The 24239-nt window shown below is 67.6% G+C and carries 23 protein-coding genes; 11 read left to right on the top strand and 12 right to left on the bottom strand.

Annotation, left to right across the window (positions count from 1 at the left end):
* Positions 1 to 20 precede the first annotated feature (20 nt).
* Positions 21 to 992: a phytase gene (locus Q9Q95_RS12535; RefSeq protein ID WP_306097466.1), complete on the bottom strand. Its 972-nt coding sequence runs from the start codon at positions 990 to 992 to the stop codon at positions 21 to 23.
* A gap of 200 nt (positions 993 to 1192) precedes the next feature.
* Here Q9Q95_RS12535 and Q9Q95_RS12530 point away from each other — a divergent pair, with 200 nt between their 5' ends.
* The gene (locus Q9Q95_RS12530) at positions 1193 to 3457 is read left to right on the top strand and encodes a TonB-dependent siderophore receptor (RefSeq protein WP_306097465.1); all 2265 of its coding nucleotides are present in this window, start codon (positions 1193 to 1195) and stop codon (positions 3455 to 3457) included.
* A gap of 227 nt (positions 3458 to 3684) precedes the next feature.
* On the opposite strand, the gene Q9Q95_RS12525 is transcribed toward Q9Q95_RS12530, so the two are convergent.
* Complete coding sequence (locus Q9Q95_RS12525; protein WP_306097464.1) at positions 3685 to 4698, bottom strand: polyprenyl synthetase family protein; 1014 nt, start codon at positions 4696 to 4698, stop codon at positions 3685 to 3687.
* Positions 4699 to 4772: 74 nt separating this feature from the next.
* Here Q9Q95_RS12525 and Q9Q95_RS12520 point away from each other — a divergent pair, with 74 nt between their 5' ends.
* The 5 genes from Q9Q95_RS12520 (at position 4773) to Q9Q95_RS12500 (ending at position 9623) form a co-directional block, all read left to right on the top strand.
* Positions 4773 to 5057 carry a chorismate mutase gene (locus tag Q9Q95_RS12520; RefSeq protein ID WP_306097463.1) on the top strand — a complete coding sequence of 95 codons (285 nt, stop codon included), beginning with the start codon at positions 4773 to 4775 and terminating at the stop codon, positions 5055 to 5057.
* On the top strand, positions 5054 to 5770 hold the full coding sequence (locus tag Q9Q95_RS12515) for a hypothetical protein (RefSeq protein ID WP_306097462.1): 717 nt from the start codon (positions 5054 to 5056) through the stop codon (positions 5768 to 5770). The genes Q9Q95_RS12520 and Q9Q95_RS12515 overlap by 4 nt, the downstream gene beginning before the upstream one ends.
* Positions 5771 to 5783: 13 nt before the next feature.
* Positions 5784 to 6905, top strand: a complete 1122-nt coding sequence (locus Q9Q95_RS12510) for a glycosidase (RefSeq protein ID WP_306097461.1) — start codon at positions 5784 to 5786, stop codon at positions 6903 to 6905.
* A gap of 148 nt (positions 6906 to 7053) precedes the next feature.
* Positions 7054 to 8622: an alpha-amylase family glycosyl hydrolase gene (locus tag Q9Q95_RS12505; protein ID WP_306097460.1), complete on the top strand. Its 1569-nt coding sequence runs from the start codon at positions 7054 to 7056 to the stop codon at positions 8620 to 8622.
* A complete protein-coding gene (locus Q9Q95_RS12500; protein ID WP_306097459.1) occupies positions 8619 to 9623 on the top strand; it encodes a glycosyltransferase family 4 protein in 1005 nt (334 codons plus the stop codon). The genes Q9Q95_RS12505 and Q9Q95_RS12500 overlap by 4 nt, the downstream gene beginning before the upstream one ends.
* A 299-nt stretch (positions 9624 to 9922) precedes the next feature.
* On the opposite strand, the gene smc is transcribed toward Q9Q95_RS12500, so the two are convergent.
* Genes smc through Q9Q95_RS12480 form a run of 4 tightly spaced genes read right to left on the bottom strand, consistent with a single transcriptional unit; the run spans position 9923 to position 15387 of the window.
* Positions 9923 to 13330, bottom strand: coding sequence for a chromosome segregation protein SMC (gene smc / locus Q9Q95_RS12495; RefSeq protein WP_306097458.1), 3408 nt, complete (start codon positions 13328 to 13330; stop codon positions 9923 to 9925).
* 27 nt (positions 13331 to 13357) lie between these two features.
* Positions 13358 to 14107: a thioredoxin domain-containing protein gene (locus Q9Q95_RS12490; RefSeq protein WP_306097457.1), complete on the bottom strand. Its 750-nt coding sequence runs from the start codon at positions 14105 to 14107 to the stop codon at positions 13358 to 13360.
* A 30-nt stretch (positions 14108 to 14137) separates the two neighbouring features.
* Complete coding sequence (locus tag Q9Q95_RS12485; protein ID WP_306097456.1) at positions 14138 to 14845, bottom strand: thioredoxin domain-containing protein; 708 nt, start codon at positions 14843 to 14845, stop codon at positions 14138 to 14140.
* Positions 14845 to 15387: a DUF721 domain-containing protein gene (locus Q9Q95_RS12480; protein ID WP_306097455.1), complete on the bottom strand. Its 543-nt coding sequence runs from the start codon at positions 15385 to 15387 to the stop codon at positions 14845 to 14847. Before Q9Q95_RS12480 ends, Q9Q95_RS12485 begins: the two co-directional genes overlap by 1 nt.
* A 28-nt stretch (positions 15388 to 15415) precedes the next feature.
* Between Q9Q95_RS12480 and Q9Q95_RS12475 the strand changes: the two genes are divergently transcribed.
* The 3 genes from Q9Q95_RS12475 to nudC are packed head-to-tail and all read left to right on the top strand — an operon-like array spanning position 15416 to position 18625.
* Entirely contained in the window at positions 15416 to 16486 is a 1071-nt protein-coding gene (locus Q9Q95_RS12475) for an A/G-specific adenine glycosylase (protein WP_306097454.1), read from the top strand.
* A complete protein-coding gene (locus Q9Q95_RS12470; RefSeq protein ID WP_306097453.1) occupies positions 16479 to 17762 on the top strand; it encodes a serine hydrolase in 1284 nt (427 codons plus the stop codon). Before Q9Q95_RS12475 ends, Q9Q95_RS12470 begins: the two co-directional genes overlap by 8 nt.
* On the top strand, positions 17759 to 18625 hold the full coding sequence (gene nudC, locus Q9Q95_RS12465) for an NAD(+) diphosphatase (protein WP_306097452.1): 867 nt from the start codon (positions 17759 to 17761) through the stop codon (positions 18623 to 18625). The genes Q9Q95_RS12470 and nudC overlap by 4 nt, the downstream gene beginning before the upstream one ends.
* Here nudC and Q9Q95_RS12460 read toward each other — a convergent pair.
* From Q9Q95_RS12460 to Q9Q95_RS12445, 4 genes are all read right to left on the bottom strand, one after another.
* Entirely contained in the window at positions 18622 to 18822 is a 201-nt protein-coding gene (locus tag Q9Q95_RS12460) for a hypothetical protein (protein WP_306097451.1), read from the bottom strand. The genes nudC and Q9Q95_RS12460 overlap by 4 nt on opposite strands.
* Positions 18823 to 19134 carry a hypothetical protein gene (locus Q9Q95_RS12455; protein WP_306097450.1) on the bottom strand — a complete coding sequence of 104 codons (312 nt, stop codon included), beginning with the start codon at positions 19132 to 19134 and terminating at the stop codon, positions 18823 to 18825.
* 14 nt (positions 19135 to 19148) lie between these two features.
* Positions 19149 to 19397: a helix-turn-helix transcriptional regulator gene (locus Q9Q95_RS12450; RefSeq protein WP_306097449.1), complete on the bottom strand. Its 249-nt coding sequence runs from the start codon at positions 19395 to 19397 to the stop codon at positions 19149 to 19151.
* Between the two features lie 223 nt (positions 19398 to 19620).
* Positions 19621 to 20511 (bottom strand): prephenate dehydratase, encoded by an 891-nt coding sequence (locus Q9Q95_RS12445; protein ID WP_306097448.1) that lies wholly within the window; start codon positions 20509 to 20511, stop codon positions 19621 to 19623.
* Positions 20512 to 20884: 373 nt separating this feature from the next.
* On the opposite strand from Q9Q95_RS12445, the gene Q9Q95_RS12440 reads away from it, so the two are divergent.
* Positions 20885 to 21565, top strand: a complete 681-nt coding sequence (locus tag Q9Q95_RS12440; protein ID WP_306097447.1) for a cytochrome c family protein — start codon at positions 20885 to 20887, stop codon at positions 21563 to 21565.
* 65 nt (positions 21566 to 21630) lie between these two features.
* Here the strand turns inward: Q9Q95_RS12440 and Q9Q95_RS12435 are convergent, their stop codons facing one another.
* Both Q9Q95_RS12435 and Q9Q95_RS12430 read right to left on the bottom strand, forming a co-directional pair.
* Entirely contained in the window at positions 21631 to 22506 is an 876-nt protein-coding gene (locus Q9Q95_RS12435) for an LOG family protein (RefSeq protein ID WP_306097446.1), read from the bottom strand.
* A 45-nt stretch (positions 22507 to 22551) separates the two neighbouring features.
* Positions 22552 to 23208: an extensin family protein gene (locus tag Q9Q95_RS12430; RefSeq protein WP_306097445.1), complete on the bottom strand. Its 657-nt coding sequence runs from the start codon at positions 23206 to 23208 to the stop codon at positions 22552 to 22554.
* Positions 23209 to 23322: 114 nt separating this feature from the next.
* Between Q9Q95_RS12430 and Q9Q95_RS12425 the strand changes: the two genes are divergently transcribed.
* Positions 23323 to 24201 (top strand): alpha/beta hydrolase, encoded by an 879-nt coding sequence (locus Q9Q95_RS12425; RefSeq protein WP_306097444.1) that lies wholly within the window; start codon positions 23323 to 23325, stop codon positions 24199 to 24201.
* Positions 24202 to 24239: the final 38 nt, after the last annotated feature.

Genomic DNA, 24239 nt, shown 5'->3' with positions numbered 1-24239 from the left:
GCAACACGCCCGCCACCCGCTCACAAGCCGAGCGCGGCCCGAATACGCGCCCAGTCGACGAGCTTGAAATTCTGCGCGCCGCCGTCGTTGACGTCGTCCTGCACCACCACCAGTCCGCTGCCATAGGGCCCGATCGCGCCGGTCCACGCGTCGAGGCCGTCGGTCCCGGTCACCGCATCGACCGCCCCCGCCGCGGCGACCCGGAAGCGCCCGACATAGCGCTCCGCCCCCGCCGCGCCGCTGACATCCCACACCGCGAACGCGCTGTCGCCCTGGCTCGACACCAGCAATAGGGTGCGCCCGCGATCGCGGATCAGCGTGGTGCCCTCGACATCGGCGACCAGCCGACCGTCGCCGATCTCCGCGACCAGGGTCCGCGTCCCCGCCGGGCCACGCAACGGATAGCGCCACACGCCCTTCAGCTCCTCGCCGATGTACAGCGCCCCGCTCGCATCATCGACCGTGCAGCCTTCCGACTGCGAGCCCACCGCGTAGCGCCGCCGCTCGGTGCCGGTGAAGCCGTCCGGTCCCGGCGCGAGCGCATATTCGCGCACCTCGCCGTCCTTGGCGATCAGCACCGCGATCAGCGCGCCGTCGATCCGGCCCATGCAGAAGCCATAGGGCTCGACCACGTCGGACTTGACGAACCCCGCCGGCGCCAGCTCCCCGGTGCCGGCGAAGCGATAGAGCGCGACGCCCATCCGCCCGCGATCCGACGCGCCGGCGACGAAGCCGTCGCCCTCGCTGCGCAAATCGACATTGTTGAGCAGCCCCTCGGGCAGGAACTGCAGCGACTGGCCGTCGAGCCCGAAGACATAGAGCCCGGCCTTTTTGTCGGTGCCGAGGATGATCCCGTCGTGATGCTTGCCCGCGAAATTCACCCCCCCGGCGCGGGCCCAGATCGCCGGATCGTCGGCGGCGTCGGCCATCTGCGTGGCGACCGCTACGGTCTCGCCGCTCGCCGGCACCTCGACGGTCGGTGCCGCAGGCACGGGAACGGGTGTCGCAGGCGCAGAAGCCGATGACTCAGATACCGGGGCGACCGTCTGCGGGGCTGTGGCCGGTGTGCAACCGGCCAAAAGAAATGCCGCCGTAACGAAATTGTAGCCGAGCTTTCCCCGCATCTTCACATCCGTCCTGTTGAGCGCCCCGGGAGCGGGGGTCGGTGACCCCTTTGTAAGGGGAAAATGACATGATTGTTTCGCACCTGTTGCGTGGGTCGGCGCTGGCTGCGCTGGCGACATTGCTCGCGGCCGTACCCGCGCATGCCCAGGACAGCGGCCAGCCGGTCGCCGAGAGCCAGCCCGAGGCGGAGCAGCGCGCCAATGAGATCATCGTCACCGGCGAGATTTTCTTCCGCAACCGCACCGCCGATACCAATCCGGTGCTGTCCTACGATCTCGAATATTTCCAGAAGTTCGAGCCGGTATCGGTCGGCGAGATGCTCAAGCGCGTCCCCGGCGCGACCTTTACCTCGGACGTGCTCGAATATGACCAGGTCCAGTTCCGCGGGCTCCCGGGCGGCTTCACCAACGTGCTGATCAACGGCCGCCGCGCGCCGGGGGGCGAGAGCGACGGCAGCTTCTTCGTCGATCGCATTCCCGCCGAGCTGGTCGAGCGGATCGAGATCGTCCGCGCACCGCGCCCCGATCAGCCGAGCGACGGCATCGCCGGCACGCTCAACGTCGTCACCAAGGAATCGGCGGCGTTCGAGGGCGGCTTCCTCAAGGCCGGCGCCTTGCTCAACACCCGCGACGGCGTGATCCGTCCGTCGGGCGCGCTGGCTTATGCCGGCAAGATCGACGCGGCGACCGATTACTGGGTCGCGCTCAATTACCAGAAGCGCCGCAATCCCAAGAAGAAGGTGTCGTACCGCTTCGGCGGCGAGCCCGGCACCGACGACAAGAGCTTCCCCGGCAATCCCGAGGACAGCAACTATGTCGGCGATCCCGAGTTCAGCGATTTCGAGGCGCAGAGCGACACCCGCGACGGCACCGATTTCTCGGGCAGCGCCGAGATCAGCCACCAGTTCGGCGAGGGCGGCCGCATCCGTCTCAACGGCTTCTTCGTCGACACCGATCGCGACGAGGACGAGACCTCGGTCACGCTCGAGGATGCGGATCTCGATTTCGACGAAGTCGAGGTCCAACAAGAGCGGATCAGCCAGCAGACCTGGGCGATCACCGGCGACGCGCGCATCCCGCTCGGCGGATTCGAACTCGGCCTCGCCGGCGGGTGGAACAGGTTCCGCGACCATACCGACACCAAGGTGTTCGTCGGCGATAACGAAGACGATCTCGGCGATGTCGAACTCGACGACGAGGAAGCGATCCGCATCGCCGACACCGAACTCACCGCCACCATGTTCGGCGCGTTCGGCGCGGAGGACGGGCTCAAGGTCAAGATCGGCTCGGACTTCCTGTTCAAGAAGCGCAACGGCCTCAACGACGGCGCCTTTCTCAGCGAGAGCTTCCGGATCAAGGAGGATCGCTATTCGCCTTATCTCCGGCTGAGCTTCGACGCCGGCCCGCTCAGCGTGGACGGCGGCGCGCGCTACGAGATCACCCGCCGCAACATCACCGGCACCGCCGATTCGGCACGCTACAATGACGAATTGCTCAATCCCTCGCTCAGCCTGCGCTATGCCACCGGCGGCGGCCAGTTCCGCGCATCGGTGGCGCGCACCATCCGCCGTCCCGACTATGATCTGCTCGGCCCGATCACCGACGAAGGTCCCGGCGACGATGACGTGATCACCGGCAACCCGTCGCTGCGCAACCAGCGCGCATGGGGCGTGGATGTCGGCTATGAGCATCGCATCGGCGGCAGCGGCATCGCCGGAGTGAACTTCTTCTATCGCGACATCAGCAACCTGATCGAGCTGGTCTCGCTCGGCGAAAACCCCGACAATGACGAAGGCCGCGCATTCACGCCGCAGAATATCGGCGACGGCAAGGCATGGGGAGTCGAATTCGATCTGTCGGCGCCGCTGACTCTGTTCGGCATGCCCGACACCGGCATCTTCGCTAACTACACCTGGCTCGACAGCGAGACGACCGACCCGTTCACGCTCGAAAAGCGCCGGTTCAACAATCAGCCGCACCATGTCTATAATTTCGGCGTCATCCAGAATCTGCGCAATGCGGGCGTGAGCTTCGGCGCGACGATCTCGGGCCGCAGCGCGGCTACCGAGAGCAATTTCGACGAGACGATCCGCCTGCGCTACGATCCCGATCTCGAAGCCTTTGTCGAGAAGCGCTTCGGCGAGAATTTCGTCGTCCGCCTCTCGGCGCAGAATCTGCTCGATCGAGTGAAATATGAGGATTTCCGCAAATATGACGGCGACACGCTCGCGGAAATCCTCGACAACCGCGCGGCCGGCGATCTCGACGAGTATGAGATCGAGCGCGAGCATTCGGGCCCGCTGGTCCAATTGACCGTCCGCGCGGCATTCTGACCGACGCTTCCCTCTCCCCTCGAGGGGAGAGGGTTGCGCAGACTTAGGTCTTGCGAAGCAAGGCCTTTAGTCGGCGCTGGGTGAGGGGTGAGCGGCTTCGCAGAAGCCGCGCGAGGCTTTGCCTCGCTCTACCCCTCACCAACCTCCGCTAGGCAGCAAGCTGCCAAGCTGCGCTATCCTCTCCCCTATCAAGGGGAGAGGGAATTTAGGTTGAGTATCGGTAGGCTTCAGTAAGCCCGCGCCACCGCGAACTCGACCGCCTCGACCATCGCGTCCTTCGCCGCCCCCGGCGCGAACCCGGCGAGCGCGTCGATCGCGCGCTGGCCGTAATGCCGGGCGCGGGCGAGTGTGTCGTCGACGGCGCGGCTGGCGCGCACCAGGGCGATCGCCTCGGCAAAGTCTTCGTCCGAGACCCGGCGGCCCGAAATCGCGTCCTTCCAGAACCCCCGCGCCGCCGCGTCGCCGCGCGCGTAAGCGAGGATCACCGGCAGGGTCATCTTACCCTCGCGGAAATCGTCGCCGGCATCCTTGCCCATCGTCGAGGCGTCGGAGATATAGTCGATCGCATCGTCGACCAATTGGAACGCGATGCCGAGATTGCGGCCATAGGTGTCGAGCGCGGTCTCTTCGGACTCCGAACGTTCGGCGACCACCGCGGCGATCCGGCACGCGGCGGCGAACAATGCCGCGGTCTTGGCGCCGATGATGTCGAGATAGCGCTCTTCGGAAATGTCGAGCCGGCGCACCGCGGTGAGCTGGTTGACCTCGCCCTCGGCGATCACCGCGCTGGCATTGCTCAGGATCTTGAGCACCTTGAGGCTGCCGTCCTCGACCATCAGCTCGAAGCTGCGGCTGAACAGGAAGTCCCCGACCAGCACGCTCGCCGGATTGCCCCAGATGATGTTGGCCGTGCGCTTGCCGCGCCTGAGGTCCGACGAATCGACGACATCGTCGTGGAGCAGGGTCGCGGTGTGGATGAACTCGACCGCCGCGGCGAGCCGGTGGTGCCGCGTCCCCGAATAGCCGAGCAGCCGCGCGCTCGCGAGCGTCAGCATCGGCCGCATGCGCTTGCCGCCGCCGGCGATCAGATGGCCGGCGAGCTCGGGAATCAGCGGAATGTCCGATTGCATGCGGTCGAGGATGACCGCGTTCACCAGATTGAGGTCATGCGCCACCAGCTGCAGCATCGGTTCCAGCGACGGCTCGGGCTTTTGGCCCAGGCGATGGATGGTGGCGCTCATCCGCGGGGCTCTGGCGCGTGGCGGCGGCAAAGGCAAGGCTTGCGTAGCGTCGCGCGCCACGCAAAAGGAGGCGCATGCCCGACGAGACGCTCAACCGCTTCCGCCAGAGCATCGACAATATCGATGCCGCGCTGATCCACATGCTCGCCGAGCGCTTCAAGGTCACCCAGGCGGTCGGCGCGTACAAGGCGACGCATGGCCTGCCCCCGGCGGATCCCTCGCGCGAGGAAGCCCAGATCGCGCGGCTTCGCGGTCTGGCGAAGCAGGCCGATCTCGATCCCGAATTTTCCGAGAAATTCCTGCGCTTCATCATCGACGAAGTGATTCGCCACCATGAACGGCTGCGCGACGCGCGATGACGCGCGGCGGATCGGCATTGGTTGCGGCGCTGGCGGCTTTGCTCGCGGGCTGCGACGCGACGCCGGTCAAGGCGCCAGCCCCCGCGCACAAGCCCAGGGCGAAGGCAGTCGCCACTCCAGCGCCACGCTCGCCTGCGCAGCGGCTCGCCGACGCGCTGCACGTCGTACCCGCCGGCGATAGCCGCTACGCCTTCGGCGGGGACGACAAGCTTCTCGATACCGGCTTCGGCGCGGTGCTGCTCCGCCACGGCAAGGTCCCCGATGCGGGGCATGCCGAGGGTGGCGTGATCGCCGCTTATTATCTGCGCGAGCAGGACGGCGGCTTCGCGCTCGCCAGGGCATATCCCGAAGCCGCGCTCAGCGGCAGCTTCGGCGATCTCGCGAAATGGTCGGTCTCGGACAAGTTTGCGGCGCTGCCGGTGCTGGTCGTCGAAGGCGGTGGCACGTGGCAGGGCTGCACCGTCGGCCAGACCGACCTGATCGAGCTGCGCCCCAACGGCCCGGCGAGCCTCGCGAGCATCGTCACGACTTTCGATGACAGCGGCGTGGCGCAGGACACGCCGCAAAGTCTGACCGGCGGCTTCGCCGATATCGTCCGCGATCGCAGCTTCATCGTGCGCTACGAGGGAACCCGATCGTTCGCCGAACGATACGTTCGTCGTGGCGACCGCTTCGTGATCGAAGGAAGCGAGAGCCAAATTCCCGGCTGCTGACCAAGGGGGGCAGATGCCCGATCATGACGACTATCTGATCTTCACGCCCGATCATGTCGACCTGACCCGCTCGCCGCTGCGACGCGGAGTGGAAGAACCGACCCATGTGCTCGGCGCGTTCAATCCCGGCTTCGCGCGGCTGCCGAACGGCAATCTGCTGCTGATGGTCCGCGTCGCCGAGGCGCTGCAGGATCCGGTGCACACCGATCACGCCCGCGCCGTCCGCTGGACCCCCGCCGGCTATGTCCTCGATCGCCATCCGGTCCACCAGATCGACATGGACGATCCGCGCCAGTTCGCGCTCAAGGACCGAAACCCGCGATTGCTCGGGCTGACCTCGCTGTCGTGGCTGCTCCCGGTCGAGCTCGACGCGCAGGGCCGCGCGATCGTCGCGATCCATTACGACAAGGCGATCGAGCCCAGTGCCGGCTTTATGGATTACGGCGTCGAGGACGCCCGCATCACCAGGGTCGGCGACACCTGGTGGATGACCGCCTGCGGCGTTTCGGCCGAGCGCCATTGTACCGCGATGTACCGTTCGGCCAACGGGCTCGACTATGAACTGCTCGGCATCGTCCTCGATCATCAGAACAAGGACATGATCCTGTTCGAAGGCAAGGTCGCGGACAAGTTCATGGCGCTCACCCGGCCGCTGGGCGAATGCTATTTCGCTTATCCCGAGGACAGCCCGTGGCTCGGCGGCCCGTCGATCAACATGGCGCAATCGCCCGACGGGCTGCACTGGAAGCCGCTCGACACGCCGGGCATCCGCGCGCGCAAGGGCACGACGAGCACCCAGCGGATCGGCGGCGGCAGCCAGCCGGTGCTGACGCCTCAGGGCTGGATGCTGATCTATCACGGCGTCGAGAAGCGCGGCGCGGTCGGCATCTATCGCAGCTTCTGGGCGTTGCTCGACAAGGACGAGCCCTCGAAGATCCTCCGCCTCGAGGACGAAGTGCCGCTGATCGAGGCCAATCCGGCGCTGACCGATCCGATCGCGCACCAGCTCTATCTGCCCACCCCGGTCGCCTTCACCACCGGCGTGGCGGATGCGGGCGATCATTATGTCGTCGCGGGCGGCGAGGCCGATCTGGCTTGCCGGATCACGCACATTGCGAAGGAGCGGTTCCGGTGACCCGCCGGGGCGCGCCCAACACTCCCCACGTCACCCCGGACTTGTTCCGGGGTCCCCCAAGCCGCACCGGAAAAGCTCGAGCGTCGAGGCTGTCGCCCACCTCGCGGTGGACCCCGGCACAAGGCCGGGGTGACGAAGGAATATATCGATGACCGAACCCCTGTGGTGGCAGCACGGCACGATCTACCAGATCTACCCCCGTTCGTTCCAGGACTCGAACCATGACGGCGTGGGCGATCTCAAGGGCATCGAATCCCGCCTTGACGACCTTGTCGACCTTGGCGTCGACGCGATCTGGATCTCGCCGATCTATCCCTCGCCGATGGCCGATTTCGGCTATGACGTCGCCGACTACACCGGCATCGACCCGCGCTTCGGCACGCTCGACGATTTCGACTCGCTGCTCGAGGCCGCGCACGGTCGCGGGCTCAAATTGCTCCTCGATTTCGTCCCCAATCACAGCTCGGACCAGCATCCGTGGTTCGTCGAGAGCCGGTCGTCGCGCGACAATCCGAAACGCGACTGGTATCTCTGGCGCGACCCCGGCCCGGACGGCGGCCCGCCCAACAACTGGATCAGCGATTTCGGCGGCCCGGCCTGGGAGTGGGACGAAGCCACCGGTCAATATTATTATCACGCCTTCCTGAAAGAGCAGCCCGACCTCAACTGGCGCAACCCGGAGCTGCGCGCGGCGATGCTCGACGTGCTGCGCTTCTGGTTCGAGCGCGGCGTCGACGGCTTCCGGATCGACGTGCTGTGGCACATGATCAAGCACGCCGACTTTCCCGACAATCCCGCCAATCCGGCCTACACCCCGGCGATGGGCGAGATGCACCGGGTGCTCCAGCTCCACTCGACCGACCAGCCCGAGGTCCATGGCATCGCCGCCGACATGCGGCGCGTGGCGGATGCCTGGCCCGAGCGCGTGCTGGTCGGCGAGATTTACCTGCCGGTCGACAAATTGATGGACTATTACGGCAAGGACCAGCCGGGGGTGCATCTGCCCTTCAACTTCCAGCTGATCGATGCGCCGTGGGAAGCGCGCAGCCTCGCCACGCTGATCGCCGACTATGAAGCCGCGCTGCCGCCGGGCGGCTGGCCCAATTGGGTGCTCGGCAATCACGATCGCCCGCGCGCCGCCACCCGATTCGGCGCGGCGCAGGCGCGCGTCGCGGCGATGCTGCTGCTCACCCTGCGCGGCACCCCGACGATCTATTATGGCGACGAGATCGGCATGGAGGACGTGACGATCCCCGCCGATCAGGTCCAGGATCCGCGCGAGCTGCGCGAACCCGGCATCGGCCTTGGCCGCGATCCGGTGCGCAGCCCGATGGCTTGGGACGGAAGCCCCAATGCCGGCTTCTCGACCGCCGCGCCGTGGCTCCCGCTCCACGACGACTGGCGACAGCGCAACGCCGCCGCACAGCGCGACGACCCGCATTCGATGTGGCGACTCTATCACGACCTGCTCGCTCTCCGCCGATCGCGCCCGGCGCTGTCGGTCGGCGACTGGCTGCCGATCGATTGCTCGGGCAATCTGCTCGCTTACGAACGGCGCCACGGCGACGAACGCGTGCTGGTCGTGCTCAATCTCGGCGAGGCTCCCGAAAGCTTCGCCATCCCCGAATGGGCCGAAGGACTGCGCGTCCTGCTCACCACCGGCACCGGCTGCGACCCTGCGATCCTCGGACCCAATGAAGGCTATATTCTCGGATGAAGATCGCGATGCTGGCGCCGATCGCGTGGCGCACGCCGCCGCGGCACTACGGCCCGTGGGAATTGGTCACCAGCCTGCTCACCGAAGCGCTCGTCGCGCGCGGGATCGATGTGACCCTGTTCGCCACGCAGGATTCGGAAACCGCGGGCACGCTCGCCGGGGTGGTGCCGCACGGTTATGAGGAAGACCCCGCGATCGACGCCAAGGTCTGGGAATATGCCCACCAATCGCATCTGTTCGCGCGAGCCGGCGAGTTCGACCTGATCCACAATCAGGCAGATTTCCCCGCCCACGCCTATGCCCCGCTGATCGACACCCCGATGGTCACCACGATCCACGGCTTCTCGTCGGATCGCATCTTGCCGATGTACAAGCCGTTCGAGGATCGCGTGCATTTCGTCGCGATCAGCGAGGCCGACCGCCACCCCTCGCTCAAATACGCCGCAACGATCCATCACGGCATCCGCCTCGACGAATTCCCCTTCGATGCGCAGGGCAGCGACGATCTGCTGTTCTTCGGCCGGATGCATCCCGACAAGGGCGCCGCCGAGGCGATTCATGTCGCGCTGGCCACCGGCCGCCGGCTCGATCTCTACGGCATCGTCCAGGACCAGGGCTATTTCGACCGCGAAGTGATGCCGCATGTCGATGGCGAGCGGATCCGCTATCTCGGGCCCGTCGGCGGCGAGGCGCGGCTGCGCGCACTCGGCAAGGCCAAGGCGTTGCTCCATCTGATCAATTTCGACGAGCCGTTCGGCCTTTCGGTGATCGAGGCGATGGCCTGCGGGACGCCGGTGATCGCGATAAATCGCGGCAGCATGCCGGAGTTGATCACGCCGGAAACCGGCATCCTCGTGAAGTCCGCCGGCGAGGCGATCCCCGCGCTGGGAGAAATCGCGAGCATCGATCGCGCCGCCTGCCGAGCCCGCATCGAGGCACATTTCTCGGTCGAAGCAATGGCCGACAAATACATCGCGCTATACGAGCGGATTCTGGCCTGATTCCCTCTCCCGTCGGGAGAGGGAAGGGGCCCGCCGCCAAAGGCGGTGGGAAGGGTGAGGGCGACGTATTGCCGCCACTCACCCTCACCCTTCCGCCGACTGCGTCGGCTCCCTCCCTCTCCCGATGGGAGAGGGATACTTGCAATGTAGGATTTCGCCTGCTGCAGTGAGGCGGGCGAGAACGCCCGCGCTCTTTGAACCCGTCAAAATCTTGACGCCCCCAGCGCAACAATCTTTCATTTCTCAGCAATTTAATTGCCTATTCGCCGTGCAAACCGTGAAAGTTGCGGCCCGAAATCCTATTCCGCCGCCAGCAGCGACTCGGCGCCGCCCAGATCCACCGACACCAGCCGGCTCACCCCGCGTTCGACCATCGTCACCCCGAACAGCCGGTGCATCCGGCTCATCGTCGCGGCATTGTGGGTGACGATCAGATAGCGCGTCGCGGTCTCGCGGGTCATCGCTTCGAGCAGGTCGCAGAAGCGCTCGATATTGGCGTCGTCGAGCGGCGCGTCGACTTCGTCGAGCACGCAGATCGGCGCCGGATTGGTCAGGAAGAGCGCGAAGATCAGCGCCACTGCGGTCAGCGCCTGCTCGCCGCCCGAGAGCAGGGTCAGCGACTGCAGCCTTTTCCCCGGCGGCTGCGCCATGATCTCGAGCCCGGCTTCGAGCGGATCGTCCGAATCGACCAATTCGAGATGCGCCTGCCCGCCGTTGAACAAGGTGCTGAACAGCCGCCGGAAATGCACGTCGACGGCCTCGAACGCCGCAAGCAGCCGCTGCCGCCCTTCGCGATTGAGCGTGCCGATCGAGCCGCGCAGCCGATTGACGGCCTGGGCCAGCTCGTCGCGCTCCTGCGCATTGCTGGTGAATGCGGCTTCGAGTTCGGCGAGTTCGGCCTCGGCGACGAGATTGACCGGCCCGATCCGTTCGCGATCCACGCTGAGCTTTTCGTGGCTCGCGCTTTCGTCCTGCGGGCTGCGCACGCTCTCGGCCTCGAACCCGGCTTTCTGGGGAAGCAAAGGCGGCGGACATTCGAAGCGCTCGCCCGACAGCCGCCCCATCTCGATCCGCCGCATTTCCTGATTCTCGGCGCGCGCGATCGCTCCCGCCCGCGCCTCGCGCGCCTCGGCCAACCCCTCATTGGCGGCGCGGACATCGCCTTCGGTGGCGCGGAGCGCCGTCTCGGCCTCGCGCTCGGCAGCCTGCGCCGCAGCCGATTCGGCGCGCGCCGTCCCGGTCGTCGCTTCGGCTTCGGTCACCGCGGCGTCAAGTTGGGCGGGGCGCGCCGCGATCGCTTCGCTCTCCTCGGCCAGTTCGGCGGCGCGTTTCTCCATCTCGGTCGCGCGGCGTGCGGCTTCGCCGGCACGCGATTTCCAGCTGCGGCTCTCGGCAGTGGCGGCGGCGAGTCGTTCGCGCGCCTGCCCGATCTCGCGATCCAGCGTTCCGCGCTCGCTGCGGGCATTGGCGGCGGCGGCGCGGCGTACCTCCGCCTCGGACGACAGCGCCGCAACCCGCGCCCGCGTCGCCGAACCGTCGGGCAGCGCGGCCTTGGCGGCCTCGGCCCGGGCCAGCTCGCCCGCCGCCTCCTCCTGCTCGCCCATGACCCGTGCGCGCCGCGATTCGAGATCGGCGCGCTGCGCTTCGAGCCGCTCGAGCTGCGCGGTCGCGCGATCCTCGGCGCGCCCGGCCTCGCGCCCGGCATTTTCGGCATGGTCGAGCAGGCGACGGCATTCGGCGGCGGCGCGGCGCGCGGTGGCGATGCCGTCGTCGATCCGCGCCAGTTCGCCCTCGGCCGCCTCGACTGCGCGCACCGCCGCGGGCCGCGCTTTCTCGATCGCCCCCAGCCGATTGACGCGCTCGAGCCGTTCGGCCGCCGCCGCGCCGCCCGACTTCGCGACATAGCCGTCCCAGCGCCGCAGCACCCCGCCGAGCGTCACCAGCCTTTGCCCGACCGCCAGAGGCTGGCCCGAATCGCGCTCCGCCACCAGCACCTGCGCAAGCCGGCGGGCGAGGCTGGCGGGCGCCGCGACATGCTGCGCCAGCGGCGTCGTATCGGCCGGCGCCATGGGATCGCCGGGCAGCGGTTCGGCCCCCGCCCAATAGCGCTCGGCGCTGGTATCGAGCCCGGCCTCGAGATCGTCGCCCAGCGCCGCGGCAAGCGCGCGCTCGTAGCCCGCATCGACCTTGAGCCGGTCGAGCAGCCGGTCCTTGCCCGATGGCCGCGTCGCCTTGGCGAGCACGGCGGCTTCGCTATCGAGCTGTGCGAGCTCGGCATGCGCCACCGACCGCGCCGATTGGGCGCGGTCGCGCGATTCGATCGCGCCGCGTTCGTCGGCATCGGCACGCGCGAGCCCGGCGCGCGCAGTCTCGGCCTGCTGCACTGCCTGGGCGCGCGCTTCCGCGGCGCGCGCCTTCTCGACGGCGAGCGGTGCGGCGCTCCCCAGCGCGGCGATCTCGGCATCGACCCGCGCCTGATCGCGCGCGGCGCGCTCGGCATGGGTGCGCGCGGCGACCAGCGCTGCCTCGGCGACCCGCGCCTCGGCCGCCTCGCTCGCCTGCGCTGCCAGCGCCTGCGCCAGCGCGACTTCGGCATCGCGCGCGGCACGCTCGGCATCGGCGAGTGCGGCATCGAGCGTCGGCATCCGCGCCATCGCACCGGCGATGCGGCGCTCGAGCGCCGCGGCCTCGTCGGCGAGCCGCGCCAGCGCCTCGGCCGCGTCATGCGCCAGCGCACCCTCGCGGCTGCGATCGCCGGCAAGCCGCGTCTGCGCATCGCGCAGCTCGCCGATCCGGCGCTCGACCGTGGCACGCTCGCTGCGCAAGGTCGCCAGCCGGTGCATCGCCTCGGTCGCGCGGTCGCGGACGGTGAGCGCGTCGGCGCGTACCCCTGCCAGCGTCTCGGCGGCAGCCTGCTGGCGCGCCGCGGCGGCGTCATGCGCCTGCGCGCGCTCGACAACCAATGCTTCGGCAGCGGCGGCTTCCTTCTTCGCCGCGTCCGAGGCGCCGGCTGCGTCGCGCCACCGCGCGAAGATCATCCGCGCCTCGGCAACGCGGATCCGCTCCGAAAGCTCGCGATAGCGCTCGGCCTGCCGCGCCTGGCGCTTGAGCGCCGCCGCACGCGACTCCTGGTCGCCGATCACTTCGTCGAGCCGAGCGAGATTGGCCTCGGTCGCGCGCAGTTTCTGCTCGGCGTCGCGGCGGCGAACATGGAGGCCGGCGATCCCCGCCGCCTCCTCGAGCATCGCGCGGCGCTCGCCGGGCTTGGCCGAGATGATCGCGCCGATCCGCCCCTGGCTGACCAAGGCCGGCGAGTGCGCGCCGGTCGCCGAGTCCGCGAACACCAGAGCGACGTCCTTGGCGCGGACGTCGCGGCCGTTGATCCGATAGGCCGATCCCGCGCCGCGCTCGATCCGCCGGACGACTTCGAGCTCGTCGTCATCGCCGACTTGCTCGGCGAGGATCGAGACTTCGGCGAAGTCGCGCGCCGGCCGGGTGGCGGTGCCGGCGAAGATCACGTCTTCCATCCCGGCGCCGCGCATCGATTTGGCGCTGTTCTCGCCCATCGCCCAGCGCAGCGCCTCGAGCAGATTGGACTTGCCGCAGCCGTTCGGGCCGACGATCCCGGTCAGGCCGGGCTCGATGCGCAGATCGGCCGGGTCGACGAAGCTCTTGAAGCCCGTCAGCCGCAGCCTTTTGATCTGCATGGCCCGCCCCCCTGCGGCTCGGGCCCGTTACCGGGCCCCGGCCGCCTGCAACGCGCTCTCGACCTGCGACCACACCGACGCCTCGACGCGCTCGCCGTTGATGAAGAAGCTCGGCGTGCCGGTGACGCCATGCTCGCTGGTCGCGTCGGCATTCACCTTGGCGATCGCCTCGATCGTCTTCTGGTTGGCGAGGCACTGACGCGCGCTGGCATCGGGCACGCCGCGCTGCTTCATGAACTCGATATGCCCGAGCGCTTCGGCGAACCCGGCAGCCGCCTGCGGCGGCGGTAGCTGCTGGAGCTGCTGGAGCAATTGCGGGTTGCTCGTCTGCAGCTGCTCGGTCCGCTTGTAGAACGCCTCCTGATTGGCGAACATCTGGTCGAGGATCGGGAAGAACGCCTCGGTCGGCGCGCACTGGTTGAGCAATGCCAGCGACAGATCGGGCGCGCCGTGGACGAGGAAGTCGCGGAACTCGTAGCTGACTTTGCCGGTCGAGATATATTTCTGGCGAAGCGGCTCGACGCCTTCCTCGGCGAAGCGTCCGCAGGTCGGGCAGCTGCGCGAGCCATATTCGAGCAGCTTGATCGGGGCATTGGGATTACCCTGGATATAGCCGCCCTCGGCGGTCTTGCTTACCACGTCGACCCATTGCTTGCCCGCGGGCGGCGCGACATTGGCCACCGGCGTGCTCGACGTCACCGGCGCCGAGGCATTGCCGCCGCCGCCGCCGCAGGCCGCCAGTGCGAGAAGAGGAAGAAGCGCGATTGCAGAACGCATGGTCTTGAGTCTCCGAAGCAAAAGGATCGATCAGCTGTCCGCGGCGCGAAGCTCGGGCTGGAGCTGATCCCAGGTGAAGGCGCGCACGCGGCGGCCGTTGACGAAGAAGCTCGGCGTTCCCTGAACCCCGGCTTTGGCACCGCTCGCATAGGCATCGGCGACGCCCTTGATCAGTGCCGGATTGGACAGGCAGCGTCGGGCCTGCGCCTCGGGCAAGCCGCGTGCCTTCATGAAGGTGAGCATCCCCAGGGCTTCGGCGAATTTGGTCGCTGCCTGCGGCGGCGGAAGCTGCTGCCAGCCCTCGACCAGCTTGGGTTGGGTCTCCATCAATTTGTGCAACGGCCCGTCGAACGTCGCCTGGCTGGCGAACATCTGGTCGAGCAGCGGGAAGAAGCGCCCGACGGGCACGCATTGGTTGAGCAACGCCAGCGACAGATCGGGCACGCCGTGGATCAGATAGTCGCGGAACTCATAGCTCAGCTTCCCGCTGGCGATCCATTCGCGGCGCAGCGGCTCCATGCCCTCGGCGGCGAAGCGCCCGCAGGTCGGGCAGGTGCGCGACCCATATTCGACGAGCTTGATCGGCGCGTTGGGATTGCCTTGCCGAAACCCGCCCTCGGGGGTCTTCGCGACCGTATTCACCCAATTGGCGACGGGTGCGCGCCGCGCCTGTTGCGCGTTCACGGGACCGATCCCGGCGAGCAGCAGCAAGGCAGCGGCGAGAAAGCGCAAATGCATCAGTCGATCCTGCCGAGCTTGAGACCTTCGGAGGCGACCACGCCCGCGGCCAGCGACTCGAGCACCGCCTTGAGCTCGGGATCGGCGATGCCGCGCAGACTGTCGCCCATCGCCTCGGGAAGCGGCGCGAGACTGGGCGACGGCGCGTTCTTGACCGCGCGCTTGACCTCACCCTGCCGAATCGCGAGGCGTGCAACCGCGGCATAACCGAAGAAGCGATTGACCCGCTCGATGATCTCGGGGGCGATATGCTGCATCATCGGGGCGTGAGCACCGCCGACGACGAGGCTCAGCACACCGTCGGCGCGCTTGCCCTGCGGAAAACGGATCGATTCGGGCATCGAGACACGGGCATAGCGCTCGCCGACGATCTCGCCCCAGCGGCTGACGATCGCGTGCTGGACGAAGCCGAACTTGCGGAATGCCGCGCGGCCGACATCGGGCAGCAGCTCGGAAACCGGGCGCGCGCGGTTCGATCGCTGCGGCTCGAGCTTCGGCTGGCGGGTAGTCGCGCGCTTTGGTGCATTGGGGGGCTTCGTCATTGTCGCTTACCCATGCCATAGGCGGGGCGTGCCCGACAACAAGCCTCGCGCAATCGACCAAAGTGTCTCCCGGCCCTTGCTCAAATGGTACGACGCCCATGCCCGCGATTTGCCGTGGCGCGCGCAGCCGGGCGCCAATGCGCCCGATCCCTATCGGGTGTGGCTGAGCGAAGTGATGCTCCAGCAGACCCAGGTTGCCAGCGTCATCCCCTATTTCGAGCAATTCACCGCGCGCTGGCCGAGCTTCGCGGCGCTGGCGGCAGCGGAGGATGCCGAGCTGATGGCGGCCTGGGCCGGGCTTGGCTATTATGCCCGGGCGCGCAATCTGCTCGCCTGCGCCCGCGCCGTCGCGGCACGCGGGAGCCTTCCCGAGACCGAAGCCGAACTGCTCGGCCTGCCCGGGGTGGGCGGCTACACCGCCGCGGCGATCGCGGCGATCGCCTTCGGCCGGCGGGCGGTGGTGGTCGATGCCAATGTCGAGCGGGTGGTGACCCGGCTGTTCGCGGTGGCCGAGCCGCTGCCCGGCGCCCGGCCCCGGATCCGCACGCTCACCGATTCGATCACCCCCGATGCCCGCGCAGGCGATTTCGCGCAGGCGATGATGGACCTCGGTTCGACGATCTGCACGCCCCGCGCCCCGCGCTGCCTCGCCTGCCCGTTACGGGAGCGATGCGACGGCTTCGCCGGCGGCGCGCCCGAGACTTTCCCGGTCAAGGCCGCGAAGCAGGTCAAGCCGCAGCGCTACGGCACGATGTTCTGGATCGAGCGCGACGGCTGCGTGCTGCTCGTCCGCCGCCCGCCAAAGGGCCTGCTCGGCGGGATGCGTGCCTTGCCGACCGGGCCATGGAGCGATTCGCCGCCCGGCCTTGCCGGCGCGCCGATCGCGGCCGATTGGCGCGTGATCGACGGGCAGGTTCGCCACGGCTTTACCCATTTCAACCTCGACGTGACGCTTGCGGCTGTAACGATCACAGCGCACACAGGCGCGTGTTTTGGCACGCCGCAGGGCGAATGGTGGCCGATCGCCGAGATGGAATCGGCGGGGCTGCCCACGGTGTTCGCCAAGGCGGCGAGGATGTTCGGGAGGATGCATGCGTAGCTGGCGGATATTCGGATCGATCGCGGCGCTGGCGCTCGCCAGCCCGGGCTGGCCGCAGGCCAGCGTGCCGCTTCCCTCGGCCAATACGCGCAGCCAGCCCGTAGCGGTCGAACTGGCGAAGAAGACCGTCGCCGAAGCCAAGGTCCCGGGAATCGTGATCGTGACGGGAATCGGCGATGCGCTGCCCCAGACCGTCGCCGAGGGCCGGATCGCGATCGAGCCCGATGCGCCGCGCGCCGACGCCGACAGCCTGTGGCGAGTCTATTCGATGACCAAGCCGATCACCGGCATCGCCGCGATGATCCTCGTCGAGGAAGGCAAGCTCGAGCTCGATCAGCCGATCAGCGACTTCATTCCCGCGTTCAAGGACATGAAGGTCCTTGTCGATCCGGCGAAGGACCTGACCAGCCGCCCCGCAACGCGCCCGATCACGGTGCGCCACCTGCTCACCCACACTGCCGGGCTGGGCTACAGCATCGTCACCAAGGGGCCGTTGCTCGACGAATATAACCGGCTCGGCATCAACCCTGCGCAAGTCAACGCGCTGATGGAGCCGGGGATGCGCGCCGCGCGGCCCGCGAGCCTCGAGGAATTTGCCAATCGCGTCGCGACGCTCCCGCTGATCGCTGATCCGGGCGCCAAATGGAGCTATTCGATCAGCCTCGACGTGCTCGGCCGGGTGATCGAAGTCGCCGGGGGCATGCCGTTCGACCAGTTCGTCAACACCCGGATCTTCGCGCCGCTCAAGATGCGCGACAGCTATTGGACCGTGCCGCAGGCCAAGGCCCGCATCCTCGCCACCAATTACATGGCGCCGGGCGTCGCCGCGGATCTGGGCGCGACTTCGGTATGGCTTCGACCGCCGAGCTTCCCTTATGGCGGCGCCGGGCTGGTCATGTCGGCGCGCGACTATGACCGCTTTCTCCACATGCTGCTGAACGGCGGGACGCTCGAAGGCGCGAAGATCCTCAAGCCCGAGACGGTCAAGCTGGCGATGTCCGATCTGCTGCCGCCGAGCGTCGATCGCGCGACGCTCGCGCACATGACCGCCGACAGCGGCGCGCCGATGGGCTTCGGCGCGGGCGGCTCGGTCTATCTCGCCGACAAGCCGGGCGGCCCCGGCAAGGGCACCTATGGCTGGGCCGGCGCGGCCGGATCGATCGGCTGGGTCGATCCCGTGCACAAGCTGCGCGCGACGATGATGATCAATTCGTTCAGCGAGCAGATGCTCAAGCGCGACGCCTCGCGGGCGATCTATGCCGATCTGACGCGGTGAGCGCGCCTGGCTTTACCGGCGGCACGATCGACCGTGCCGACCGGGTTCGCCAAGAACCTGAACTGCTGCGCGCTGCGGAGTCCGATCCCCGCGCCCGATTGCTCGTGCTTCACGGTCTCGATCCCGAGCTCGACGACGCGGATCGTCTCGTCTGGACCGCGCTCGACGCGGCGCAAGGCGAGCGGCTGTTCCTCGGCTATGATGACGGCGTCCCGGTGTTCGCCGCGGCGCCGCCGCACGGACAAACCTTGCCCGGCGGCCGTTCGCCGGCATTGTTCGCGATGCTCGACCGCTTCCACGCCGGGGACGCCGCGCTCTATGCCGCCGCGCGCAGCCTCGTCGACTGGCACGCCCGCCACGGCTTTTGCGCGGTTTGCGCGACTCCGACCGCGATCTTCCGCGCGGGCTGGGGTCGGTCCTGCCCCCATTGCCACGCCGAGCATTTCCCGCGCGTCGATCCGGTGGTGATCATGCTCGCCGAATTCGGCGACAAGGTGCTGCTCGGTCGCCAGCCGCCCTGGCCGGCGGGGCGCTATTCGGCGCTCGCCGGATTTCTAGAGGTCGGCGAATCGATCGAGGAAGCGGTGCGCCGCGAGACGCTTGAGGAAGCCGGCATCCGCATCGGCGCGGTGCGCTACGTCGCCAGCCAGCCCTGGCCCTTCCCCTCTTCGCTGATGATCGCGTGCATCGGCGAGGCCGAGGACGACGCGATCACGATCGACGCCAACGAGCTCGAAGACGCCCGCTGGTTCAGCCGCGAAGAGGTAAGGCTGGCGCTTGCCCGCGACCCCGCTGCCACCTTCGGCGCGGCCCCGCCTTACGCGATCGCCCACACGCTGCTGACTGCCTGGGTCGAAGGCTAGTCGTCCTCGCCGGGCGCAGGCATCGCCCAGCTCGCGTACAGCGTCGGCACGGTCGAGAGAATCACCAGCATCAGCAGCGGGATCAAGATCATGGTCTCGACGAGCCGCGTCGGCGGCCACCGCATCAGCAGCGCCATGCCCGCCGATCCGAATAGCCCGATCAGCCCGGTCGCAGTCGCGCCGGCGAAGCCGGCCAACTAGGCATGCAGGCCGAGTTCCCGGTCGAACTCGTCGATGATCTCGCCGCCGGCCGTACCGGCACGGAGCGGGCCGGCAAAATGAAGCGAGACGCTGATCGACTGCACCACTACGATCAGCGGCACGGCGAGCGCGACCTTCGCGGGATCGAGCAGCCCGTAGACGGCAAGCCCGAAGGCAAGGAGCAGCAGCACCGCCGGCAGCCAACGGAAGCGACGGCGGCGCGGGCCACGCGTCGCGAGCGCGGGAATGCCGGTGCGCCGGGCAGCGGCGTCGAGGCTGCCGATCAGCCGTGAGCTTGTTCGAGACATTGCGATACTCCCGATCATTCGCCGCGCTCGGCGCGTTGCATCGCGCGCCACACCGGCTCGAAAGGTTCGAAGGAAAACAAAGCCTCGACCGGCAGCTCGAACACGCCTGCGATCTTCATGCCGAGTTCGAGGCTGGGAGCGTAATCGCCGCGCTCGAGATAGCCGATCGTCTGCGGATTGACCCCAACGGCTTCTGCGAGCGCGCGCCGGCTCATGCCGCGTTCGGCACGAAACAGGGCGATGCGATTATGGATGACGGGCATACTAGCGTCTCAGAAATACGATATATTGTTTATACACAACGAATCGCGTCAGATGTCAATTGTTGTTCAGCTGTCGTCTCTTCTCCGGCAAAGGGCCGGCCCGAGATTACGAAGTCACGGGTGGAACCGCCTTTCACAGCGCGCGCGATCGGGCCCCGGCCCTTGCGGGGGGACAAATCATCGGGAGCCGCTTACGCGGCGTGGCGCGTAGACGGTCGGGCGGCTACGGCCGCTCGCGCGCCTGGCGATACGTGCCGAGCACGCGCATCCATTTCGAGTGAAACTTGAGCTCCTCGAGCGCCCGGTCGATCGCCGGATCGCCCGGCCCGCCGACGATATCGGCATAGAATTCGGTCGCCGCGAAACTGCCGCCGCGCTGATAGCTCTCCAGCTTGGTCATGTTGACGCCGTTGGTCGCGAAGCCGCCCAGCGCCTTGTAGAGCGCCGCCGAGACGTTCTTCACTTCGAAGATGAAGGTGGTCATCACCGGCCCCTCGACCGGCAACGGCAGCGCCTCGCGCGCCAGCACGACGAAGCGCGTCATATTATGTTCGGCATCGGCGAGATCGGTCTCGAGCAGCTTCAGCCCGTAAAGCTCGGCGGCTCCGGGCGGGGCGAGTGCGGCGACCGCGGGGTCGGCCATTTCGGCGACCACCGCGGCAGCGCCGGCGGTGTCGGGGTAGGCGACCGGTGCGATACCGCGGCCCTTGAGCCAATGCCGGCATTGGCCCAGCGCCTGCGGGTGGCTCATCGCCTGGCGGACCTGATCGAGACCGCCGATGCCCATCAGCCCATAGCGGATCGGCAGAAAATGCTCGCCGGTGATCGCCAGTCCCGATTCGGGGAGCAGGAAATGGATGTCGGCGACGCGGCCATGGAGCGAATTCTCGATGGGGATCATCGCGCGATCGGCGCGGCCTTCCTTCACCGCGTCGATCGCGTCCTCGAACGAAAAGCACGGCAAAGGCAGCCCGTCGGCAAAGGCTTCGCGCACCGCGATGTGCGAATTGGCGCCCGGCGCGCCCTGAAACGCGACGGCACGGCCCGGCTCGGCGGAGGCCTCGGCGATCATCTCGGCGACGATCGGACGTGCGGGGGCGGCGAAATTCTCCATGGGATCGCGCGTTAGGGACCGTACCCGATTCCCGCAATGGCCGTGACGGAGCGGTTTTTGAAGCACAGGGACGAATGAGGAGGGAGCGATGCGGTATCATCGTGACCGACGAATGACGCTGCTGTGCGCCAAAATTCCGCCCGCCGCTTCGCGGTCCTCCGGAGACTAGAGCTGGACAGCGTCAGCCCGCTTGCACGGGCCACCAGTCCGCGCTGCGCGAGCTTCCTTGCCAGCGCTCGTCTCCGGAGGATCCCGGCCGTTGCGGGAATCGGGTACGGCCCTTGAAGCCGTGCGCGTTTCCCGCGGCAACCCCGGCTTGCGATAGCAAAAACCGCAGCCTAAAGGGCGAACGACTTTCCTTTAGGGGCGTGTGATGGACGATCGGTTCAATACGATTGCGGGCTGGGCTTTGGCGGGCGGCATTGCTGCGCTCGGCCTTTCGATCGTCAGCGGCATGGTCTTCCACTCCGAGCGCCCCGAAAAAATGGGCTATGTGATCGAAGGCGTGGAAGATACGGGCGAAGGCGGCGCGGCCGCTGTTGCCCCGATCGCCACGCGTCTCGCCGCCGCCGACGTCGCCAAGGGTGCCGACGTGTTCAAGCAGTGCACCGCTTGCCACACGATCAACCAGGGCGGCGCTTCGGGTATCGGCCCGAATCTTTATGCGTCGGTCGGCAAGCCGCACGGCCATGTCCCCGGCTTCGCTTATTCGGACGCGCTCAAGGGCGTCCCCGGCAACTGGACCTTCGAAGCGCTCGACGCGTGGCTGACCTCCCCGCGCAAATACGCGCCAGGCACCAAGATGACCTTCGCCGGCCTGTCCAACCCGCAGGACCGCGCCAACGTGATCGCCTATCTGAATTCGCAGGGCTCGAACCTTCCCTTCCCCGCCGCCCCAGCCGCGGGCGAGGAGCCGGCCGCCGACAACGCCGCCGAGGCCAATGTCGCGGAGGGCGCCGACACTGCCAACCTCTCGAACGAAGCGACTCCGGCGGAAGGCACCCCGGCCAAGGATCCGCAGCCGGCGATCCAGGCCGAGAAGAAGGGCCACTAAGACACCGCTCCAGACAGAAAAGGCCGCCTTTCGGGGCGGCCTTTTTGTTTGTCGGGTTTCCGGGATCAGCGCTTCACGTCGCGATCGCGCCAGAAGTCCTGGACGATCTGCCAGCCTTCTTCCGCCGTCTCGACGAAGTGGAACAGGTTGAGGTCGCGTGGGGAGATCACGCCTTCCTCGCACAAAGCCTCGAAATTCACGACGCGCTTCCAGAAGTCCTTGCCGTAGAACAGCACCGGGATCGGATCGATCTTGCCGGTCTGGATCAAGGTCAGCAGCTCGAAGCTCTCGTCGAACGTCCCGAACCCGCCCGGAAACACCGCTACGGCGCGGGCATGCAACAGGAAGTGCATCTTCCTGAGCGCGAAATAGTGGAACTGCATCGATAGCGACGGGGTGACGTAAGGGTTGGGCGCCTGCTCGTGCGGCAGCACGATATTGAGCGCGACGGTATCGGCACCGACATCGCGCGCGCCGCGATTCGCCGCCTCCATGATCGACGGGCCGCCGCCCGAACAAACCACGAAATGGCGCTTGCCGGCTTCGTCGAGCGGGAAGTTGCTCACCGTCTGCGCCAGCTCGCGCGCGACATCGTAGTAACGCGACTTCTCGATCAGTCGCTCGGCGATCACTTTCTGCTCGGGCGTGTCCGCGAGTTCGAGCAGCGCTTTGGCCTTTTCGGGCTCGGGTATTCGCGCCGATCCATAGACGACGAAGGTCGAGGCGATATTCGCGGCGTCGAGGATCAGCTGCGGCTTGAGCAGCTCGAGCTGGAAGCGCACCGGCCGCAAATCCTCGCGCAACAGGAAATCCATATCCTGAAAGGCGAGGCGGTACGCCGGATGTTCGGTCTGGGGCGTGCCGCTATTGGTGTTGGCGTTTTCGGCTTCCTGCTGCGCGGGGCGGAAGACGCGGCTCGGGACGCGTGTATCGTTGCTCATTTGGGCCGGCTTAGGCCGTTCGCGGGTCCGCTGCAAATGCCCAGATCAGGCGCAGAACGGGCCACGGCCCATGTCGAGATGAAGGTGATTATAATGTGCAGCGTTATAGTCGGGGCCGAGCACCGTCCTGAAGCGCCTGCACGCCGAATTGTGGATCGTCCGGAAGAATGCGCGCACCGCGGGATCGTCCGATTTCCACCCGGTCTCGACCCGGATTTTCCGCCCGTCGGCGAGCACGAAGCCTCCCACGTCGACGGCGTTGCCCAGCCCGTGCTCGGACATCCGCCCCGAGGAACCGCCGATGATCGCGCGGCACGAATAGGTGCCGAAGCTCTCGACGCGGACCAGCTCGCTGCCGAGCATCTGCTTCGCCGCCGGCGCCACCGCGAAACGCACCCAAGCGGTGAAATTGCGCGCGAGCGGGCAGCGCATCGATTTGAGGTTGGTCACCGGCACGCCGATGTCGAGCAACTGGACCGCGCCGGTGACGATGCAGCCGCTGCCGAAGTCGCGATCGGGCAGCGGCGAAAAGCGGATCCGCTCGCGCGACAGATCGGCGAAGCATTGCTGCGTCTCGCGCGGAGTCGGGCGATTGAGAGTGATCGGCCCCGATTTGCGCTCGCGAATCACCGGCCGATCGTGACGATCATCGCCTACGCAGCTGGCGAGAAGCAGAGCTAGCAACAGGATTCCGCGATGCATGCAGCGGGCATAGCACGGGATTCCTGAAGTTTCGCTGTCGCCTGGTCGCAGGGCAGCACCGGTTTGACTCTCCCGCTGGTAGCGCTACCATTGCGCCGATAATCGGAGGGGCTCATGACCAAGCTGTTCGCCGTCCTTGCCTGCGCGCTCGCCGTCCTCGCGACCCCCGCGCTGGCGCAGCAGCCGCCCGCAGCGCCGCAGCGTATCGCCTTATGGGCCGATGGCGCGCCCGGATTCGAGAACCGCAAGTCGATCCCCGAACAGGCCGAGGCCTATTGGCTCAAGCCGGTCAACGACCCCAGCATCACCTATTTCCCCGCCCGCCCGGGCCGCGAGACCGGCGCGGCGGTTTTGCTCATGCCCGGCGGGGCGCACGAATTCCTCGTCATCACCAGCGAAGGCAACGACGCCGCGCGCTGGTTCAACGAGCGCGGAATCGCGGCGTTCGTGCTGCGCTACCGGCTGTTCCGGGGGAAGGATTCGCCGTATAAGTTCGAGCACGCCCGGCAGGATGCCGAGCGCGCGGTGCGGACAATCCGTGCCCGTGCCGGCGAATGGAAGCTCGATCCGCACAAGATCGGCGTGGTCGGCTTCTCTGCCGGTGGCGAGCTCGCGCGACATACCCTGCTCAGCCCGCCCGTCGCGGCGCCGGGCAAAGGCGACGCGATCGACCGGCTCTCGGCGCGCCCCGATTTCGGCGTGCTGGTCTTTCCCGGACCGCTCCACGGCGAGGAGAAGATCACGCGAGACTCGCCGCCCTTGCTGATGACCGCGACCAATGACGATCAATGCTGCTCGCAGCCGATCATCGATCTGCTCAATGCCTATCGCGCGGCGGGGGCCTCGTCCGAGCTGCACATGTACGCGGCGGGCGGCCACGCCTTCAACATGGGCGAGACCACCCCGATGGTCAGCCTGCGCAACTGGCCCGCGCGAATCACCGACTGGATGACCGACCGCGGATTGCTGGCGAAATGGCCGCCCGAAAAATAATCGTCCTGGCGAAGCCGGGATCGCACCCCGTATCGCGC

This window comes from Sphingomonas sp. DG1-23 (genome assembly GCF_030730875.1).
Lineage (GTDB): Bacteria > Pseudomonadota > Alphaproteobacteria > Sphingomonadales > Sphingomonadaceae > Sphingomonas.
Note: the sequence above shows the minus strand (reverse complement) of the source record. Positions and strands in the feature narration are given on the sequence as shown.

What these genes read in the sequence shown, in the direction of transcription:
- Q9Q95_RS12485 (WP_306097456.1), bottom strand. Translation starts at nt 14,845, where the DNA reads ATGCATTTGCGCTTTCTCGCCGCTGCCTTGCTGCTGCTCGCCGGGATC.
- Q9Q95_RS12425 (WP_306097444.1), top strand. Translation starts at nt 23,323, where the DNA reads ATGACCAAGCTGTTCGCCGTCCTTGCCTGCGCGCTCGCCGTCCTCGCG.
- Q9Q95_RS12500 (WP_306097459.1), top strand. Translation starts at nt 8,619, where the DNA reads ATGAAGATCGCGATGCTGGCGCCGATCGCGTGGCGCACGCCGCCGCGG.
- Q9Q95_RS12515 (WP_306097462.1), top strand. Translation starts at nt 5,054, where the DNA reads ATGACGCGCGGCGGATCGGCATTGGTTGCGGCGCTGGCGGCTTTGCTC.
- Q9Q95_RS12440 (WP_306097447.1), top strand. Translation starts at nt 20,885, where the DNA reads ATGGACGATCGGTTCAATACGATTGCGGGCTGGGCTTTGGCGGGCGGC.
- Q9Q95_RS12490 (WP_306097457.1), bottom strand. Translation starts at nt 14,107, where the DNA reads ATGCGTTCTGCAATCGCGCTTCTTCCTCTTCTCGCACTGGCGGCCTGC.
- Q9Q95_RS12470 (WP_306097453.1), top strand. Translation starts at nt 16,479, where the DNA reads ATGCGTAGCTGGCGGATATTCGGATCGATCGCGGCGCTGGCGCTCGCC.
- smc (WP_306097458.1), bottom strand. Translation starts at nt 13,330, where the DNA reads ATGCAGATCAAAAGGCTGCGGCTGACGGGCTTCAAGAGCTTCGTCGAC.
- Q9Q95_RS12450 (WP_306097449.1), bottom strand. Translation starts at nt 19,397, where the DNA reads ATGCCCGTCATCCATAATCGCATCGCCCTGTTTCGTGCCGAACGCGGC.
- Q9Q95_RS12445 (WP_306097448.1), bottom strand. Translation starts at nt 20,511, where the DNA reads ATGGAGAATTTCGCCGCCCCCGCACGTCCGATCGTCGCCGAGATGATC.
- Q9Q95_RS12455 (WP_306097450.1), bottom strand. Translation starts at nt 19,134, where the DNA reads ATGTCTCGAACAAGCTCACGGCTGATCGGCAGCCTCGACGCCGCTGCC.
- Q9Q95_RS12505 (WP_306097460.1), top strand. Translation starts at nt 7,054, where the DNA reads ATGACCGAACCCCTGTGGTGGCAGCACGGCACGATCTACCAGATCTAC.
- Q9Q95_RS12525 (WP_306097464.1), bottom strand. Translation starts at nt 4,698, where the DNA reads ATGAGCGCCACCATCCATCGCCTGGGCCAAAAGCCCGAGCCGTCGCTG.
- Q9Q95_RS12510 (WP_306097461.1), top strand. Translation starts at nt 5,784, where the DNA reads ATGCCCGATCATGACGACTATCTGATCTTCACGCCCGATCATGTCGAC.
- Q9Q95_RS12435 (WP_306097446.1), bottom strand. Translation starts at nt 22,506, where the DNA reads ATGAGCAACGATACACGCGTCCCGAGCCGCGTCTTCCGCCCCGCGCAG.
- Q9Q95_RS12430 (WP_306097445.1), bottom strand. Translation starts at nt 23,208, where the DNA reads ATGCATCGCGGAATCCTGTTGCTAGCTCTGCTTCTCGCCAGCTGCGTA.
- Q9Q95_RS12480 (WP_306097455.1), bottom strand. Translation starts at nt 15,387, where the DNA reads ATGACGAAGCCCCCCAATGCACCAAAGCGCGCGACTACCCGCCAGCCG.
- Q9Q95_RS12530 (WP_306097465.1), top strand. Translation starts at nt 1,193, where the DNA reads ATGATTGTTTCGCACCTGTTGCGTGGGTCGGCGCTGGCTGCGCTGGCG.
- Q9Q95_RS12520 (WP_306097463.1), top strand. Translation starts at nt 4,773, where the DNA reads ATGCCCGACGAGACGCTCAACCGCTTCCGCCAGAGCATCGACAATATC.